Origin of the sequence: Clostridium sp. UMB9555A, from assembly GCF_030222355.1 — a bacterium.
Classification (GTDB): Bacteria; Bacillota; Clostridia; order Clostridiales; family Clostridiaceae; genus Sarcina; species Sarcina perfringens.
On sequence record NZ_JASORQ010000004.1, the window covers coordinates 145,601 to 163,938 of the forward strand.

Annotated in this window: 16 protein-coding genes and 1 other annotated feature; of the genes, 9 read left to right on the plus strand and 7 right to left on the minus strand. The window is 29.2% G+C overall.

Annotation, left to right across the window (positions count from 1 at the left end; genetic code table 11):
- The first annotated feature begins 36 nt into the window (after positions 1-36).
- Positions 37-1,428 carry an MATE family efflux transporter gene (locus QP548_RS12615; protein WP_061429281.1) on the plus strand — a complete coding sequence of 464 codons (1,392 nt, stop codon included), beginning with the start codon at positions 37-39 and terminating at the stop codon, positions 1,426-1,428.
- A 56-nt stretch (positions 1,429-1,484) separates the two neighbouring features.
- Here the strand turns inward: QP548_RS12615 and QP548_RS12620 are convergent, their stop codons facing one another.
- Positions 1,485-2,093: an HD domain-containing protein gene (locus QP548_RS12620; RefSeq protein WP_061429280.1), complete on the minus strand. Its 609-nt coding sequence runs from the start codon at positions 2,091-2,093 to the stop codon at positions 1,485-1,487.
- 108 nt (positions 2,094-2,201) lie between these two features.
- Between QP548_RS12620 and nrdG the strand changes: the two genes are divergently transcribed.
- From nrdG to QP548_RS12635, 3 genes are all read left to right on the plus strand, one after another.
- On the plus strand, positions 2,202-2,711 hold the full coding sequence (gene nrdG, locus QP548_RS12625; RefSeq protein WP_061429279.1) for an anaerobic ribonucleoside-triphosphate reductase activating protein: 510 nt from the start codon (positions 2,202-2,204) through the stop codon (positions 2,709-2,711).
- Positions 2,712-2,840: 129 nt separating this feature from the next.
- Positions 2,841-3,392 carry a YcxB family protein gene (locus QP548_RS12630; RefSeq protein ID WP_061429278.1) on the plus strand — a complete coding sequence of 184 codons (552 nt, stop codon included), beginning with the start codon at positions 2,841-2,843 and terminating at the stop codon, positions 3,390-3,392.
- A gap of 148 nt (positions 3,393-3,540) precedes the next feature.
- Positions 3,541-5,022, plus strand: a complete 1,482-nt coding sequence (locus tag QP548_RS12635; RefSeq protein WP_061429277.1) for a leucyl aminopeptidase — start codon at positions 3,541-3,543, stop codon at positions 5,020-5,022.
- 113 nt (positions 5,023-5,135) lie between these two features.
- Here QP548_RS12635 and asnS read toward each other — a convergent pair whose 3' ends face one another.
- Positions 5,136-6,533, minus strand: a complete 1,398-nt coding sequence (gene asnS, locus QP548_RS12640) for an asparagine--tRNA ligase (RefSeq protein WP_061429276.1) — start codon at positions 6,531-6,533, stop codon at positions 5,136-5,138.
- 64 nt (positions 6,534-6,597) lie between these two features.
- Positions 6,598-6,839 (minus strand) — a binding site (T-box leader).
- Positions 6,840-6,944: 105 nt separating this feature from the next.
- Here asnS and QP548_RS12645 point away from each other — a divergent pair.
- A complete protein-coding gene (locus QP548_RS12645; protein WP_061429275.1) occupies positions 6,945-8,159 on the plus strand; it encodes a cytochrome b5 domain-containing protein in 1,215 nt (404 codons plus the stop codon).
- 139 nt (positions 8,160-8,298) lie between these two features.
- Here QP548_RS12645 and QP548_RS12650 read toward each other — a convergent pair whose 3' ends face one another.
- A complete protein-coding gene (locus tag QP548_RS12650; protein ID WP_061429274.1) occupies positions 8,299-8,997 on the minus strand; it encodes a metallophosphoesterase family protein in 699 nt (232 codons plus the stop codon).
- A 174-nt stretch (positions 8,998-9,171) separates the two neighbouring features.
- Between QP548_RS12650 and QP548_RS12655 the strand changes: the two genes are divergently transcribed.
- A complete protein-coding gene (locus tag QP548_RS12655) occupies positions 9,172-10,248 on the plus strand; it encodes a M24 family metallopeptidase (protein WP_061429273.1) in 1,077 nt (358 codons plus the stop codon).
- 75 nt (positions 10,249-10,323) lie between these two features.
- Here QP548_RS12655 and QP548_RS12660 read toward each other — a convergent pair whose 3' ends face one another.
- The 4 genes from QP548_RS12660 to murC form a co-directional block, all read right to left on the minus strand.
- Positions 10,324-11,550, minus strand: a complete 1,227-nt coding sequence (locus QP548_RS12660) for a NupC/NupG family nucleoside CNT transporter (RefSeq protein ID WP_003450597.1) — start codon at positions 11,548-11,550, stop codon at positions 10,324-10,326.
- A 79-nt stretch (positions 11,551-11,629) separates the two neighbouring features.
- Positions 11,630-12,448 (minus strand): purine-nucleoside phosphorylase, encoded by an 819-nt coding sequence (locus QP548_RS12665; protein WP_061429272.1) that lies wholly within the window; start codon positions 12,446-12,448, stop codon positions 11,630-11,632.
- A gap of 114 nt (positions 12,449-12,562) precedes the next feature.
- Positions 12,563-13,582 (minus strand): LacI family DNA-binding transcriptional regulator, encoded by a 1,020-nt coding sequence (locus tag QP548_RS12670; protein WP_061429271.1) that lies wholly within the window; start codon positions 13,580-13,582, stop codon positions 12,563-12,565.
- 211 nt (positions 13,583-13,793) lie between these two features.
- On the minus strand, positions 13,794-15,167 hold the full coding sequence (gene murC / locus QP548_RS12675) for a UDP-N-acetylmuramate--L-alanine ligase (protein ID WP_061429270.1): 1,374 nt from the start codon (positions 15,165-15,167) through the stop codon (positions 13,794-13,796).
- 359 nt (positions 15,168-15,526) lie between these two features.
- Here murC and purR point away from each other — a divergent pair, with 359 nt between their 5' ends.
- The 3 genes from purR to glmU all read left to right on the plus strand — a co-directional run bounded on the left by purR (position 15,527) and on the right by glmU (position 18,287).
- A complete protein-coding gene (gene purR / locus QP548_RS12680; protein WP_060795094.1) occupies positions 15,527-16,330 on the plus strand; it encodes a pur operon repressor in 804 nt (267 codons plus the stop codon).
- A gap of 110 nt (positions 16,331-16,440) precedes the next feature.
- A complete protein-coding gene (gene spoVG / locus QP548_RS12685; protein WP_057258181.1) occupies positions 16,441-16,713 on the plus strand; it encodes a septation regulator SpoVG in 273 nt (90 codons plus the stop codon).
- A gap of 209 nt (positions 16,714-16,922) precedes the next feature.
- Positions 16,923-18,287 (plus strand): bifunctional UDP-N-acetylglucosamine diphosphorylase/glucosamine-1-phosphate N-acetyltransferase GlmU, encoded by a 1,365-nt coding sequence (glmU, locus tag QP548_RS12690; protein ID WP_061429269.1) that lies wholly within the window; start codon positions 16,923-16,925, stop codon positions 18,285-18,287.
- The last annotated feature ends 51 nt before the right edge of the window (positions 18,288-18,338 follow it).

An 18,338-nucleotide genomic window follows, 5' to 3' on the forward strand; every position in this document is an offset into this window, starting at 1 on the left:
TTTTTTTGTATTTTTTTAAAAGGGGGATTAAATTTCATGAAAGGTTTTAAGAACAAAGAATTCTTACCTACTATGATAATGATGGCTGTTCCTATAACAATTCAGAGTTTTATTACATCATCATTAAATCTAGTGGATAATTTAATGGTAGGAAAGCTAGGAGAAGAGTCGATAGCCTCAGTTGGATTAGCTAACCAATATATATTTATTTTTACCTTATGTATTCTTGGGATAAATGCTGGAGCTAGTGTTTTCATGTCTCAGTTTTGGGGGAAAAAAGATTTGAAAAATATTAAAAAAGTTTTGGGACTAGATATATCTATTGGACTTATAGTTTCAACTCTTTTTGCCTTAGGCTCTGGATTTTTTTCTTATGAAATTATGGAGATTCTTTCTAATGATTTAAATGTTATAGAATTAGGAGCTAAATATCTACAGATTGTTTCTGTAAGTTGTATATTTACTAATTTTACTCAAGCTTATTCTTCAGCTTTAAGAAGTACAGAGCAACCAAGTGTGCCTATGTATGCAAGTATAGTTGGAGTTTTTATAAATGTATTTTTAAACTGGGTATTTATATTTGGAAATTTAGGTTTTGAGCCTATGGGAGTTAATGGAGCAGCTTTGGCAACCACTATTGCAAGATTAGTAGAGATGATATTTATAGTTTCCTTTGTATATTTTAGAAAGAATAAGGTGGCATCAAGATTAAATGAGCTTATATCCTTTGATTTAAATTTTGTAAAAATATACTTTAGAACATCTTGGTCAGTTATAGTAAATGAAATAGTATGGTCTTTAGGTATGACTGCATATTCCATAGCCTATGCTAGAATAGGAACAAATGCTGTTGCTAGTATGCAGATTGCTACCACATTAAATAATATGTTTATGGTATTACTAATAGGTTTAGCCACAGCTTCCTCTATAATGATAGGGAATAAAATTGGCTCTAATGAGGAAGAAATAGCAAGAGAATATGCTAAGGATATAGCTGTAATAGCTGTTTTAGTAGGATTTATTTTAGGAATTTTAATATGGATAACAGCACCATTAGCATTAAAGCCTTTTAATGTAAGTGAAGGAACTTATTTGGACACAGTTAAAGTCTTAAGAATAATAGGATTGTTCTTTACAATAAGAGCTTTTAATATGGTTATGATTGTTGGTGTATTTAGAGGAGGTGGAGATACTACTTACTCTATGCTAGTTCAATGTGGGACAATATGGCTTTATGCTGTACCAATGGCTTTCCTTGGAGCTACAGTATTCTCTTTACCTGTATATGGAGTATATTTCTTAATTTGTACAGAAGAATTCTTAAAGATAATTTTTGAGGTAGTAAGATTAAAATCAGGAAAATGGATAAAGAATGTTATAAGTGATATTGAAGAAGATGAATCTGATAATAATTTAATTACAGTATAAATAAAAAGGTTATATTAATAGAATTTTATTTTTAAACTATTAATATAACCTTTTATTTATACTATTATTTCTTTTAATGGTAAGCAGGTTTTACTAGACATGATTTTAAGAAATTGATTACTAGCTAAAAGATTTTTCTCTAGGTCATTATTTTTAGAACTTAGATTTCCTAGCCTATTACATAGTGATAATAGAGCAACATCATGAATATCTGCTGTATTTATTAGATCTATTATGCTATAGGAGACCCTATTAATAATAAATATAGGTGCAGAATGATGTTTTACTAGAGATATAATTTTTTCGTTTAAGTAAGTATCATCACTATATTCTCTAAGTAATCTTCTTGTTATTTCTCCTCCAACTCTATCATGGATTGGATTTAAAGTTCTTATTTTTCCAATATCATGGAATAAAGCTGCCCACATAAAAGCTTTTGGGTTATTAGATAAATCTTTGTATTTTGAAGCTAGGTCTACTACATTTAATGTATGAGTCCAAGGATTAGATTGATGGATTTGATTTTCCTTATTAAGTTGGTTGAAAATATTAAAAGAAGAATTTTTAAATGATTCTTCATTTTTAATTTTATTTAAGAATATGGATGGTTTTACATCCTCTAATAAATGCTTTTCTATTTCTAAAAATAAGTTTTGATTAGTCATTTTGTACCCCCTAATTAATACTTATTTTAATGATTAACAATAGTTAGCATTTTTAAACAGATAATTTTAAAAAAAGGAACATATAAATAATATAGGAGGTAATTTTCTATGAGTAATACTATTAGATTATCAGGAATAGCCTATGAGAGCTTAGTAAATGGTCCTGGAATAAGAAGAGTTTTCTTTTCACAAGGATGTAAACATAATTGTAGAGGTTGTTTCAATCCCGATACTCATGATTTTAATGGTGGAGAAGAAAGAGACATAGAGGAATTAATAAAGGATTTAGCTGATAATCCATTTATAGATGGAGTAACATTTAGTGGTGGAGATCCCTTAGAACAAGCTAATAAATTTATATATATTGCTAAAGCTGCAAAAGAATTAGGATTAAATATTTGGAGTTATACAGGGTATAGATTTGAATATTTATTAGAGAATGCTAATGAGTTTAATAAGTGGAAAGAATACTTAGAAAACATTGATGTTTTAGTTGATGGAAAATTTGATATAAATAAAAAAGAAGATGGATTAAAATTTAGAGGTTCTTCAAATCAGAGAATAATAGATGTTAAAGAAAGCCTAAAAGAAGGAAAAGTAATTGAACTAGAATTTTAAAATTAAGATTTTAAGAAATTTCAATTGTAATATGTTCATAATAGTTTATTTAAAAGAGCTATGGTAAAATTATTTATATAAATTGTGGAAAAGTGGAGATTAAATGCTTAAGGGGAGTAGAAAGCGCATATGTTGGAATTTGTTTTAAACAAAAATGAATTTGTAAAATGTAGAAAAGAGTTTATAAGCAGAGAAATTTTCTTTTGGACTTTGTTTGAAATCATAGGGGCTATATTTGTATTTATAATGACCATGGTTTTTATTAAAGCCAGTAAAAATCTAAACAATAGTTTTTATTTTGTTACATTATTGGCATGGTTTATTTTTTCTATAGTATGTAATATTAAAAATAAAAAGATAATAGAGCGTGATATAGAAGATAAGGTTAAATTCTTAGAAAATAAAAATATGTTTGGTAACTGTAAAGTAGAGATTTTAGGAAATGGAATAAGAATTGAATATAATGAAGGAGCAGTAGAAAGAATATATCCTTGGAAAATTATAAGAGAGGTATTTTCTTTTAAGGAGAATATATATTTCTTTATATCTTCAATTGATTATGTTTCAATTCCAAAAGGAGCTTTCAAAAACAAAGAAGAGCGTATTTCTTTTTTAAACAAGATAAGTAGTGATAGAAATAATGTTAGAGAACGTATATTATCTATTATTGGATTAGCATAAGCTTAACTTTTTAGTTAAGCTTTTTTTCTTATATTTATTTGGTAATCTAGGTTACATACTTTTTTATAATTTAGGTATATATTAAAGATAGATTATTAAAGGCAAGTGTGATATATTAATTATAAAAATTTAAAGAGGTGGAAAATAAATGTATAATTTTTTAGTGAAAAAATCAAAGTGTACAGAGACAGATGCATTATTAATCCCATATTTTGAAGAGAAAACGAATATACCTAATGAAGAAATAAATAATAAGATAGATATACTTAAGAAAAAAGAACAATTTAAAGGCGCTTATGGAGAAATATTTAATATAACTAGAACAACTGAGGATAATATACAAGATATTATATTATTAGGTCTTGGAAAAGAAGCAGAGATAACTAAAGAAAAAATTAGAAGAGCTTTTGGTAAAGCTGTAAATGAGATTAAGAGATTAAAAAGTAAAAGTGTATTCTTAAGATTTGATTCAGTAGAGGCTATTGGCTTAGAAAATACATTAAAAGCAATGGTTGAAGGATTGGCCTTAGGATCATATTCATTTAATAAATATAAGAGTGATAAAAAAGAAGAGGTTAAAGTTACAGTTCATATTGGTGGACACAATATAAAGGAAGCAGAGGTAGATCTTTGTGAGAAAGCTGTTAATGAGGCTGTTCTTCTTTCGGAAACTACTTGCTTAGCAAGAGATTTAGTAAATGAGCCTGCTAATAATATGTATCCAGAAACTTTGGCCAAAGAGGTTAAAAACATAGGTTCTAAGTATGGCTTTGAAGTTGAAGTATTTGATGAAATGCAAATAGAAGAATTAAAAATGGAATCTTTCTTATCTGTTGGAAAGGGATCAGACAATTTACCTAGACTTATAGTTATGAGATACTTTGGAGATAAGGATAATATGGATCAAAGGCTAGCCTTAGTAGGAAAGGGATTAACATATGATTCTGGTGGATATTCTTTAAAAACTAATGCTGGAATGGTAACAATGAAGGCTGATATGGGTGGAGCCGCTTCTGTAATAGGAGCAATAAGTGCCATAGCTAAAAGAAATTTAAAAATAAATGTAATAGCCGTGGTAGCTGCTTGTGAAAACTTAATATCAGGGCATGCTTATAAGCCAGGGGATATTATAGGATCAATGGCAGGAAAAACTATAGAAATATTAAATACAGATGCTGAAGGAAGACTTACTTTAATAGATGCTGTAACTTATGCTATAGAAAAAGAAAAGGCTAGTGAGATAATCGATGTGGCTACATTAACTGGGGCTGCCGTAGTTTCCTTAGGAGAGGATGTTACAGCCGTAATAACTAATAAGGATGAATTCTATGGAGAGCTAAGAGAAGCTTCTTATGAGACTGGAGAAAAGGTATGGCAAATGCCTAGCTTTGAAGATTACGATAAGCTTATAAAGTCTAATATAGCAGATTTAAAAAATATAGGTGGAAAGTATGCAGGAACAATAACTGCAGGATTATTTATTGGAGAATTTGTTCAAAATAAACCTTGGTTACACTTAGATATAGCTGGCCCAGCATTCTCAGAGAAAAAAGGAGATTATTGTCCAGCTGGAGGAACAGGTGCAGGAGTTAGAACTTTATATGAATTAGCTAATAGAAGATGTAAATAATATAAAAATTAAGAATTAAGATTATAACCTTTATTAATTTTAAAATCTAATAGTTAAGAAATAAGAATTTATTTTATAAATAAAAAAAGAAGTGGAATAATCCACTTCTTTTTTTAGAATTCTGCAGTACCAGTAGTTCTTGGGAATGGTATTACGTCTCTTATGTTAGCCATTCCAGTAATGTACATGATTAATCTTTCAAAACCTAGACCAAATCCAGAGTGAACAGTTTCACCGTATTTTCTAAGTTCTAAATACCACCAGTAATCTTCTTCATTTAAGTTTAATTCAGCCATTCTAGCTTTTAAGACATCAAGTCTTTCTTCTCTTTGGCTACCACCTATGATTTCTCCTATTCCAGGAACTAAGCAGTCCATAGCAGCAACTGTTTTTCCGTCTTCATTTAATCTCATGTAGAATGCTTTAATATCCTTTGGATAATCAGTTACAAATACAGGTTTTTTGAATATTTGCTCTGTTAAATATCTTTCATGTTCAGTTTGAAGATCTATTCCCCACTCAACAGGATATTCGAATTCTTTACCTGATTCTTGAAGTAATTTAACAGCTTCAGTATAAGTAACTTTTCCGAATTCTGAGTTTACAACATGGTTTAATCTCTCTAATAAGCCTTTATCAACAAATTGGTTGAAGAAAGCTATTTCTTCTGGACATTCATCCATAACGTATTTTATAACGTATTTTAACATGTTTTCAGCAACTTCCATGTCATCTATTAAATCAGCAAAAGCCATTTCAGGTTCTATCATCCAGAACTCAGCAGCATGTTTTACTGTGTTTGAGTTTTCAGCTCTGAATGTAGGACCAAATGTATAGATGTTTCTAAATGCTAAAGCGAAACACTCAGCGTTTAATTGTCCTGAAACTGTAAGGTTAGTTTCTTTTCCAAAGAAGTCTTGTGAGAAGTCAATTCCACCTTCCTCTGCTATAGGAGGAGCCATCATGTCTAAAGTTGTTACTCTAAACATTTCTCCAGCACCTTCACAGTCTGAACCAGTTAATATTGGAGTATGAGTGTAAACAAATCCTTGATCTTGGAAGAATTTATGGATAGCGTAAGCTGCAACACTTCTTACTCTGAATGTAGCTGAGAAAGCATTACTTCTTGGTCTTAAGTGAGCTATTGTTCTTAAGTACTCAAAAGTATGTCTTTTCTTTTGTAGAGGATAATCTGAATCTGACATTCCTTCTACTATTATTTCTTCTGCTTGAATTTCAAATGGTTGTTTTGAATCTGGAGTCTCAACTAAAGTTCCTATAACTGATATTGATGAACTTATAGGTAATTTAGAAATTTCTTTGTAGTTTGCTATCTTAGCGCTATCAAAAACTACTTGAACGTTTTTAAAGAATGAACCATCGTTAACTTCTATAAATCCAAAAGCATTTGATGCTCTTAAAGTTCTTATCCAACCTGAGATTTTTACTTTTTTATCACTATATTCACTAGTGTTTCTGTAAAGACTTTTTACTAAAACTACATCTTTCATTATTATTTCCTCTCTTTCCTAATTAAGTTTTATTCCAAATAAAAAAGCCCTTCATCCACATAATTAATGGGACGAATGGCATTATTCGCGGTACCACCCAAATTGCTATAAAATAGCCGGCTTTATGAACACAAAAATGTTCTTCAAGTATAACGGCCTGAAACCGTCTAAGTCTACTCTCCTAAAAGGGATTTCGGTTAGAAACTCAGAGATGTTCTTCAAAATAGGATACACTGCAGAACTCACACCATAATCTGCTCGCTGAGAGTTACTTCCTAAGTTTACTCTTCTCTTCATAGTAAATAAAATCGTATTTAGTTCGATTAATAATGATTTTACAATAAAACATTAACATTTGCAATATTAACCACATAGAAATATATAGATATAGTGTGTAATATAGGAGTTTTTATGTGCAATTTTTTTGAAGAAAAGTTTGAGCAAATAAATAAATTGAAACATTTAATGACTTTATCTAAAGGAAATAATCAAGCTAAAATATATAAAGAACAAATAGAAGATATTTTTAAAGAATTTCAAAGGGACTATATAAGAGAAGAAAGTAATACTATGCTTATTCTGACAAAGGAGGAATTAGCAAATTTTAATGGGGAAAATGGAAATCCAGCCTATATTTCTATAGATGGTATTATATATGATATTTCAAATATAGAATTGTTTAAACAAAGTCCTTATAACAGTTTAAAACTTGGAAGTGATGTAACAGAGGCCTTTTATGAGTTAAATGATGGAGATGAATCTATATTAAGAGATATTCCTATGGTAGGGCTTTTAGCAGAGCCTGAGGAAGCTGAATTTATGGATGGAGTAGAAGAGTATTATCCACAACAAAGGCTTAAAATAATGAGTTCAGAAGAACTTAAAAAATATAATGGAGAGAATGGAAGTTTAGCATATGTAGCTATTGAAGGAATAGTTTATAATATAACTAATTCATCAGTTTTAGATCTATTTAATGGGACAAACTTAAGATTAGGCTTTGATATTACTGAAGAATTTAAAACTTATTACAGAGGGGATAAGGAGCTTTTAAAGGATGCTAAAGAAGTAGCAATATTACATGATTTTAATGAAAGTCAAAGGGGAAAACATATTGAACGCAATCTTAATGATTTAACCTTAGAGGAGTTATCAAAATATGACGGGAAAAATGGAAATCCAGCTTATGTAGCAGTTGATGGGATAATATACGATGTTACAAATGAAGATATTTTTAAAAAGAGTCCACATAATTCATTAAACTTAGGAACTAATATTACTAAAGAATTTAATGGATGTCATAATGCAGATGAAAGTGTTTTAGCTAAGTTACCTATAGTTGGAACAGTTATATGTAATAATGAACCTTTGGTGGAGTGTGATGATTCTAAAGAATTTAATATAAATGAACTTAGTAATTATAATGGAGAGAATGGAAAGCCTCCTTATATAGCAGTATTCGGTACAGTATATGATTTAACTGATGTGAATAAATGGCAAGAAAAAAACATAAAAGTAGGGTGCGATTTAACAGGAGAATATAAAGAAGTTTATGGGAATGATAAATCTCATTTAAAAAATTTAAAAGTTGCAGGGGTATTAACTTGTAGCTTAAATGATTATTAAAAAAATAAAAGCTAGATTCACTTATGAACTACTTAGTATGAAATCTAAATAGAGAATTTTATCAAGTTTTTCTTACACAAAGTACTTTAAATTCTCATTTATTGAAATATAGTAGTTTAAGTTTAATCTAGCTTTTTACTTATTCTTTACCAAATTCATAAGAGTATATTAACTTTTGTGGGAAGTTTTTTAATTCCATATCTTTCATAGTTCTTTTAAATTCATAAGGAACAGTTTTCATTTCTACCTTTAATTTAAATTCATTTGAAAAATCTAATATAACATAAGTAGCATGAGGTTTACCGTTTTTAGGTTTACCAACACTACCATCATTTATAATAACTTTATTACCTATTTTTTTAGCATATGGAATATGAGTATGAGCACAAACTAACACATCTTCCTTAAGCTCATCCATTATCTTATCTAATTCAGAATAATCTTCACTTAAATATTCATTTATTCTTCTTGGACTACCATGGACAAATTTTATTGATTTTCCACATACATTCATTGAAAGATTATCAGGTAAGTTATCTAAATAGTATCTATTAGATGTTCTTAATTCTTCCACTGTCCAAGGAAGAGAAAATGAGTTTATATCTGTGTCTCTAATGTATGTATAATCATTATCTACAACAGAAGCATCATAGTTTCCTTTTAAACATAAAATATTTCTTCTTTTTATAAGAGCTATTACTTCATTAGGATGAGGTCCATAACCAACTAAGTCTCCTAAACATATTATAGAATCAATATTTTGGTTATCTATATCTTCTAAAACTTCTCTTAAGGCATATAAGTTTCCATGTATATCTGATATTACTGCTATTCTCAATTTTAAGACCTCCTATTTGTTAAAAAAATTTACTATAAATATTATATAACAATTTAGTGGACAAAATAAAAAAATAAATATTACAAATAACAAACAAATGGAGATTATTAGATAATTTGAAATTATGATATAATTTATTTAAAGAATTTTAACTACTAGAGAGGAGCGATCAAGGTGAAAGAAGGAAGAGTAAAAAGAATTTTAGAAGCTATGAAGGCAAATGATATACCTCAAATGTTAGTTTCTTCACCTGCATCAATATTTTATTTAACAGGTAAGTGGATATCACCTGGAGAAAGAATGATAACACTTTACTTAAATACAAAGGGTGAACAAAAATTTATAGTAAATGAATTATTTCCAATAAACGAGGACTTAGGTGTTGATATTTTATGGTACAACGATACTATGAATCCAATAGACATCTTAGATAAGATAATAAATCATGAAGAAGTATTAGGAATAGATAAGGATTGGAAAGCACATTTCTTAATTCAATTATTAGATAGAAATTCAGCAAAGAAATTTGTTAATGGATCTCCTATAGTTGATAGAGTTAGAATGAGAAAAGATGATGAAGAAATAGCTTTAATGAAAGAAGCTTCAAGAATAAATGATATTGTAGTAGAAAAAGCAATAAAGAGTTTAAAAGAGGGTATGACTGAAAAAGAAGTAGTAGAAGTTTTAGGAAAAGGTTATGCTGAATATGGATGTCAAGGATATTCTTTTGAACCAATAGTTGCTTTTGCAGCTAATGCAGCAGATCCACATGCAGAGTCAGGAGAACAAAAATTAGAAAAAGGTATGGGAGTTCTAATAGATACTGGATGTAGAAAAGATTATTACTGTTCAGATATGACTAGATGTGTATTCTTTGGTGAGCCAACAGAACATCAAAAAGAAATATTTAATACAGTTTTAGAAGCTAATAAAAAAGCTATAGATATGATTAAACCAGGAGTTAGATTCTGTGATATAGATAAAGCTGCTAGGGATGTTATAGAAAATAAAGGTTATGGCAAGTATTTCACTCATAGAACAGGTCATTCAATAGGAATAGAAACTCATGATTTTGGTGATGTTGGATCAACTAATACTGATGAAGTTAAACCAGGTATGATTTTCTCAGTAGAACCAGGAATATATCTTCAAGGAGATATGGGAGTAAGAATAGAGGATTTAGTATTAGTGACTGAAGATGGATGTGAAAGATTAAATCACTTAAACAAAGAATTAGTTGTTATTAAATAATAGTTTAAATAAAAAGAACATTCTTCAATTGAAGAATGTTCTTTTATTTTTAAGTAATTTAAATTTTTCTAATTATTAAGCACTAAATAAGATACCTGCTATAGTAGCTGTCATACAAGTAGCTAATACACCACCTAAAAGTGCTTTGAATCCTAACTTAGCTATAATTGGTTTCTTTTCTGGAGCTAATCCACCAATACCACCTAATTGTATAGCAACTGAACTTAAGTTAGCGAATCCACAAAGAGCATAAGTTAATATCATTATAGTCTTAGGTTCTAAAGTTCCACTTGCTATGTAGTTTGATAATTGTGAGTAAGCTAAGAATTCGTTAACTGCTAATTTAATTCCTAGTAAGTCTCCAGCTGCGAAAACGTCTTTAGTTGGAACTCCCATTATAAATGCTAATGGAGAGAATAATCTACCAAGAATCCAGTTTAAGCTTAACCAAGGTGCACCAAATATTCCACCTATTGCTCCAAATAAAGCATTAATCATAGCTATAAGAGCAACGAATGCAAGAAGCATAGCACCAACGTTTAAAGCTAATCCTAAACCTTCTGAAGCACCATTTGCAGCAGCTTCAATAACATTTTCACTTTCAACTTTAAGTTCTAAAGTTCCGCCACCTTTAGTCTCAGGAACTTCAGTTTCAGGAACTAATATTTTAGCTAATATTAATCCAGCAGGGGCTGCCATGATTGATGCTGCTAATAAGTTACCAGCGTTAACACCCATAGCTACATAACCAGCCATAACACCACCAGCAACAGTAGCCATACCACCTACCATGATTGCACATATTTCTGATCTAGTCATGTTCTTTATGTATGGTTTAACTAGTAGAGGAGCCTCTGTTTGGCCTAAGAAGATATTACCAACTGCACTGAAAGTTTCAGCACCACTTGTTCCTAATACTTTAGCAACACCTTTAGCAATAACTTTAACTACTACTTGAACTATACCTAAATGATAAAGTACACTCATTAATGATGAGAAGAAGATAATAGTTGGTAATACTTGTAGAGCAAATATCATACCGAATTTGTCTGTATCAAGTAATGGTCCAAATAAGAATGAACTACCTTCTTTAGTAAAATCTAATAACTTAGTTATTCCGTTACTAATCCATTCAAATACTGCTCTACCAGCAGGAACTTTTAGGATTAATAAGGCGAAAATAATTTGTAATAAAAGACCTGTTCCAACCAATCTCCAGTTGATCTTCTTTCTGTTTTCAGAAAAAAGAACAGCTATACCAATAATACAAATAAGACCGATTACACCAATAAACCTATCCACATTTATTCTCCTTTTCTTATGTTTTTATACTAGTTTTATATTTAACAAAAGTTAAAAAATATATTAATTTAACTTTTTATTAAATCTCTTTTATAATGTTAGTCATTAACTCTATGAATGTCTTTCTAACTTTAGCTGAAGTTTCCATAACCTCTTCATGGTTAAGTGGTTGTTCTAAGATACCAGCAGCCATGTTAGTCATGCATGATACACCTATAACTTTCATTCCGCTATGGTTAGCTATTATAACTTCAGGCACTGTTGACATACCAACTGCATCTGCTCCTAATATTCTAGCCATTCTTACTTCCGCAGGAGTTTCGTAAGTTGGGCCACTAAACATAGCATAAACACCTTCTTTTACTTCTATACCTAAATTTTTAGCTATATCTTTAACTTGTAATCTTAATTCTTTGTCATATGCATTTGACATATCAGGGAATCTAGTACCGAATTCACTTAAGTTTTTACCTACTAAAGGATTTGATCCTGATAAATTTAAATGGTCTGATATTATCATTAAATCTCCAGGAGTATACTCTTTGTTAACTGCTCCAGCAGCGTTAGTAACTACTAAAGTTTCAACTCCTAATAATCTCATTACTCTTACTGGGCAAGTAACTTCTTGCATTGAGTAACCTTCGTAGTAGTGGAATCTTCCTTGCATTGCAACAACTTCTTTACCTTGGAATTTTCCTATAACTAATCTTCCAGCATGACCTTCAACTGTAGATACAGGGAAGTTTGGAATTTCATTATATGGGAAATATTCAGCATCTTCGATTTGATCAGCTATAGCTCCTAATCCTGATCCTAATATTAATCCTATTGTTGGGTTATATTTACTTTTACCTTTTATGTACTCAGCAGCAGCTTTAATTTTGTTTGATAAATCCATAACTCTACACCTCTTTAATGAAATTTATTTTAGTAATGATTTTAATTGTGGAATATTTCTAGTATGTGGTAACGCTTACTTTAAAATGTATAAAATTCTAAATTAAACTTGAAATTATTTTATTAACTTTTCTGAACCTTTCAAAATAAGTTCAGGAGTTATTATTATACTATTTAATTCTTTTTTAGAGTCATTATTTAAAGATTCTATTAATAAATTCATACCAATCTCCCCAAGTTCTCTAGTTGGACCATTTATGTGACTAAGATTTATACCTAGTGTATCTAATATAGGTATATTATCAAAGGAAATTAATGAAATATCTTTTGATAATTCAAGGTTTGCTTCTCTTAAAGCTTTTAAGCAACCTAAGGTCATAAGATTATTACATACAAAAATGGCTGAAGGTCTATTTTTCATAGCTAAGATTTTCTTAGTGCATTCATATCCACTTTCTTCTTCATAATTTCCATAAAAGATTAAGTCATTATTTATAGGAATATTATTCATTAATAATGCTTTTTCATATCCTAATAATCTGTCCTGAGCTGGTTTAGATGTCATACGACCAGTAATTATAGCTATATCAGTATGATTAGCTTTAATTAAAGCTTCTATAGCATCATAAGAACCTTTAATGTTGTCCACAAAAACGCCGTTAAAATTATGATATTTAAGACTGCCATCAACTAATATGACTGGTATGCCTAAATTTGTAATAGCTTTTAAGTACTCGCTATTTAAATCATTTTCAACAGAGGTTGGACAAATTATAATTCCTCTAATTCTTTGTTCTTTTAATGTTTTAATAGCCTTTATTTCCCTATCGATACTCTCGCTAGAGTCACAAAGAATCAAATTAAGATTATGCACTTCTGCAACATCACTTATTCCTTTTATTATTGATCCAAAGAATGGGTTTGTAATATCAGGAACTATAACTCCAATAGTATTAGTGATACTTTTGGAAAGACTTCTAGCAATAGCACTAGGAGTATAGTTATATTTATTTATAACTTTCATAACCTTTTCACGAGTTTCATCTTTAACATATCCAGAATTATTTATAACTCTAGAAACTGTAGCTAAAGAAACTCCTGCTTCTTTTGCGATATTATTTATTGTTACAGACATTTCATTCACCCCCCTTGTACATTATTATAAATTAACTAGAAAAATAATTAAACAAATATTTTCCAATAAAGAGATTCAATTTAAATTTTTGTGTTATCGCTTACACAAAAATGTACAAAGAGAGAATCACTATATGTAAATGATAACATTATTTTTAGAAGAATGCAAATAAAAAAAGACTATTTTTTAATAAAATAGTCTTTAAATTAATTTACTTTAAAAAAAGTTCACCAACTTTAACTACATCACCAGCTCCAACTGTTAAAAGTAAGTCACCTTTTGATAAGTTAGTACTTACATATTCTAATGCTTCTTCATGAGAGTGTACATTTGTACATTTAACCCCATGAGCTCTTATAGCATCTCCTAATTGATTTGAATTTATTTCACCTAAATCTTTTTCTCTAGCTGCGTATATATCCATTAAAACAAGCTCATCACAATCATCAAAACATTTAACAAAATCATTGAAAAGAGTTTTTGTTCTTGTGTAAGTGTGTGGTTGGAATACACAAACTATTTTATTGTGATTCATTTTTTTAGCTGTGCTTAGAGTAGCTTTTATTTCAACAGGGTGATGAGCGTAATCATCAATAACAGTTATATCATTTTTAGTACCCTTATATTCAAATCTTTTATGAGCTCCTCCAAATGATGATAGTCCTGAAACTATTGCATCAGCATTTATATTAAATATTTCTGCTAAACATACAGCTGATAATGAGTTTGATACATTATGCATACCAGGTACATTTAAAGAAAGAGAAAGAATTTTTTCTTCATGTCTAAACACATCAAAAGTAGCACAACCTTTTTCATTAAACTCGATGTTTCTAGCTTGTATATCCCCGTTGTTAATTCCATAAGTTAATACATTACATTTAGCTACTTCAAGAACTTCCATAACTTTTTCATCATCAGCATTTCCTATGATATATCCATCATTAGGTATAAGTCTAACGAATTGTTTAAATGTATCTTTTATATGATTTATGTCCTTATAGAAATCTAGATGATCTGCATCTATGTTTAATATTATTCCAACATAAGGGAAGAATCTTAAGAAACTTTGTTTATATTCGCAAGCTTCTGTTATAAAATACTCACTGTTTCCAACTCTAAAGTTTCCATGAATAATGTCTAAATCTCCACCAACTAATATTGTAGGATCTAAATCAGCACTAAGGGCAACATGAGAAATCATTGAAGTAGTAGTAGTTTTTCCATGAGTTCCAGCTACAGCAACATTGAATTTATGACCTTTCATAATTTGTCCTAAAAATTCAGCCCTGTCCATTAAAATAAGATTATCCTCTTTAGCCTTAATTATTTCAGGGTTATCGCTAGGTATTGCTGCAGTATATACAACTACATCAACATCTTGTAAATTATCTTTACTGTGACCTATGTATATTTTTGCACCTTCTTCTTTTAATCTATTAGTAATTTCTGATTCTTTTGAATCAGATCCTGAAACTTTGTAACCAGCGTTAAGTAATACAGCAGCTAAGCCACTCATACTAACTCCACCAATTCCTATGAAATGAACTTTTTTATTAATATCTTTTAATAAATCGAAAGACAAGATATCAACTCCTTTACTTATATACACTAATAATTATATACACTTTTTTGGAAAAGCACACAAAAAAATTCTTTTTAAAATCATTTTATGAAAATTTATTTAGTTTAGTGCCAAAAATAACTGACAAATATTTATAGGGTTATTATAGAATAACTTAATAATTATCAATAAAAAAGTCTTAAAATTCGCAATGAGTGATACATAACCGGTTAACAGTATTAACAAAGTTTGTTATAATTATTTTAAATGCAGAATAAGAAGGAAAATATTTATAAAAATATATGTGTTTTATAAAGAATAAAATATGAATTATAAGTGGAAAATATATACTGGAAATTTATATAGGTCAGGTGATTAATATGGAGAAGTTAAGTAGAAATAGTAGAGTATCGATTATAACAAAAGTTCTTATAGAAAATCCTAATAAAATAATAGGGTTAAATAAGTTTTCAGATCTTTTAAATGCAGCTAAATCAACTATAAGTGAAGACATAGTTATTGTTAGAGAAGTGTTAGCTAAATTTTCTATGGGAAAAGTTGAGACAATAGCTGGTGCTGCTGGTGGAATAAGATATATTCCAGAAGTAGGAGAAGTTGAAAAAAGAAAGTTTTTAGAAGAATTATGTGAGATTGCAAGTGAAAGCAATAGAGTTGTTCCAGGTAATTTTTTATATGTTACAGATATAATGTTTAATCCAAGTATAATAAGTAAGGCTTCTATTATATTAGCATCTTATTTTCAAGACATGGATATAGATTATGTAATAACTGTGGAAACTAAGGGAGTTCCATTAGCATATGAAGTAGCTAAATGCTTAGGAGTACAATTAATAACAGCAAGAAGAGATAGTAAAGTAACAGAAGGATCTACAGTTTCAATAAACTATGTTTCAGGAACATCAGGTAAGATACAACAAATGTGTTTATCTAGAAAATCATTAAAGCAAGGAAGTAAATGTATATTTATAGATGATTTTATGAGAGGTGGCGGAACTGCTAAGGGTTTAGTTGATTTATTAAAAGAATTCGATTCTGAGCTTATGGGAATTGGAGTATTAATAGATAATAAATTATCAACAAACAAAATAACAAAAGATTATGTATCTTTAATTGATATTGTTGAGATAAATGAGGATGGAGTGAAAATGGTACCATCTATGTAATTTCTACAGTTGTTGTGTTAAAGAATAATTTACAAAAAATATGAAAAAAAGAAGGATTTCTATATTTTTCATAGAATATACATAATAACAACAACTGGAGGTGTACCATAATGAATATTACAGATGTAAGAATTAGAAAAATATCTGCAGAAGGTAAAATGAAAGCTATAGTTTCAGTAACTTTTGAAAATCAATTCGTAGTACATGATATCAAAGTTATAGAAGGACAAAATGGACTTTTCATAGCGATGCCTAGCAGAAAGACACCAGATGGAGAGTTTAAGGATATAGCTCATCCTATAAATACAGAAACTAGAGAGCAAATTCAAAAAGCTATTCTTGATGAATATGAAAAGGTTAAAAACTTAGAGGTACAAGAATAATTTTAATAAAAGGAAGATATCTTCCTTTTATTTTTTTGTCTAACATAATAAATTTCATGTAAATGGCATTAATAAGTTATTATTGAAATAAGTAATTTATTAACATATAATTGAAACTGAGAAATTTGAAGATTTCTCAAAAAAAGAAGAGATTAAATTTAAATAGTATAGCTTATATAATAAAATGAGTATCACAAAGAGGTGTTTTTATGAATAAATGTGCTATAATATTAGCAGCAGGTCAAGGAACTAGAATAAAATCTAAGTTACCAAAAGTTCTACATAAAGCTTGTGGAAAAGAAATGGTTAATCATGTTATTGATGCTATGAGAAATGCAGAGATAGAAGATGTTAATGTAATAATAGGAAAAGGTGCTGAATTAGTTAAAGAAAGAACTACATCAAGAAATGTTAGTTATTCTTTACAAGCAGAGCAGTTAGGAACTGGACATGCTGTTAAATGTGCAAAAGACTTTTTAGAAGGAAAGACAGGAGTAGTAGCTATATTCACAGGAGATGCTCCTTTAATAAAGCCTGAAACTGTTAAGAATTTAGTTGATACACATATCAATGAAAAGAATTCAGCTACACTGTTAACATCAGTGATAGAAAATCCAACTGGCTATGGAAGAATAGTTAGAAATGGTGAATCAGTTGAGAAAATTGTAGAACATAAAGATTGTAATGAACAAGAAATAAAAATACAAGAAATAAATGCAGGAATGTATTGTTTTGATATAGAAAGTTTATTAACTTCTTTAGAACAACTTTCAAATGATAATGCTCAAGGAGAATATTACTTAACAGATGTTATAGAAATATTAAAGAAAGAGAGCAAGAAGGTTGGAGCAATGATCACAGATTTTGAAGAAACTTTAGGGGTTAATTCAAGAGCTGAGCTTGCTAAAGTTGAAAGCATAATGAGAAATAGAATAAATAGAACTCATTTAGATAATGGAGTTACTATAATAGATCCTCTAAACACATATATAGAACCAGAAGTAGTTATTGGTAAGGACACTATAATCTATCCAGGCAATGTTATAGAAGGAAAAACAGTAATTGGAGAAGATTGTGTTTTATATCCTAATTCAAGAATTAATAATAGTACAATAGGAAATGGTGTTGAAATTCAAAGTTCAGTTATTTTAGATAGTAAAATAGGCGATGAAACAACTGTAGGACCATTTGCTTATGTTAGACCAGAAAGTAATATTGGAGAACATGTTAGAATTGGTGATTTTGTTGAAATTAAAAAATCAACAATTGGAAATAATACAAAGGTATCACACTTAACTTATATTGGAGACGCTGAAGTTGGAGAAAGATGTAACTTTGGATGCGGTACAGTTGTAGTTAACTATGATGGAAAGAAAAAACATAAAACAATCATAGGTGATGATTCATTTATAGGATGTAATACTAATTTAGTTTCACCTGTAGAAGTAAAAGATAATACTTATATAGCTGCAGGATCAACAATAACTAAAGAGGTTCCAGAAGGAAGTTTAGCAATAGCAAGAGCTAAACAAAAGAACATAGAGGGCTGGGTTGAAAGAAAAAAGCTTAAATAAGCATTAAATATACAAATGCCAAAGGCTAGGTTTAATTTTAAGGAGGTCTTC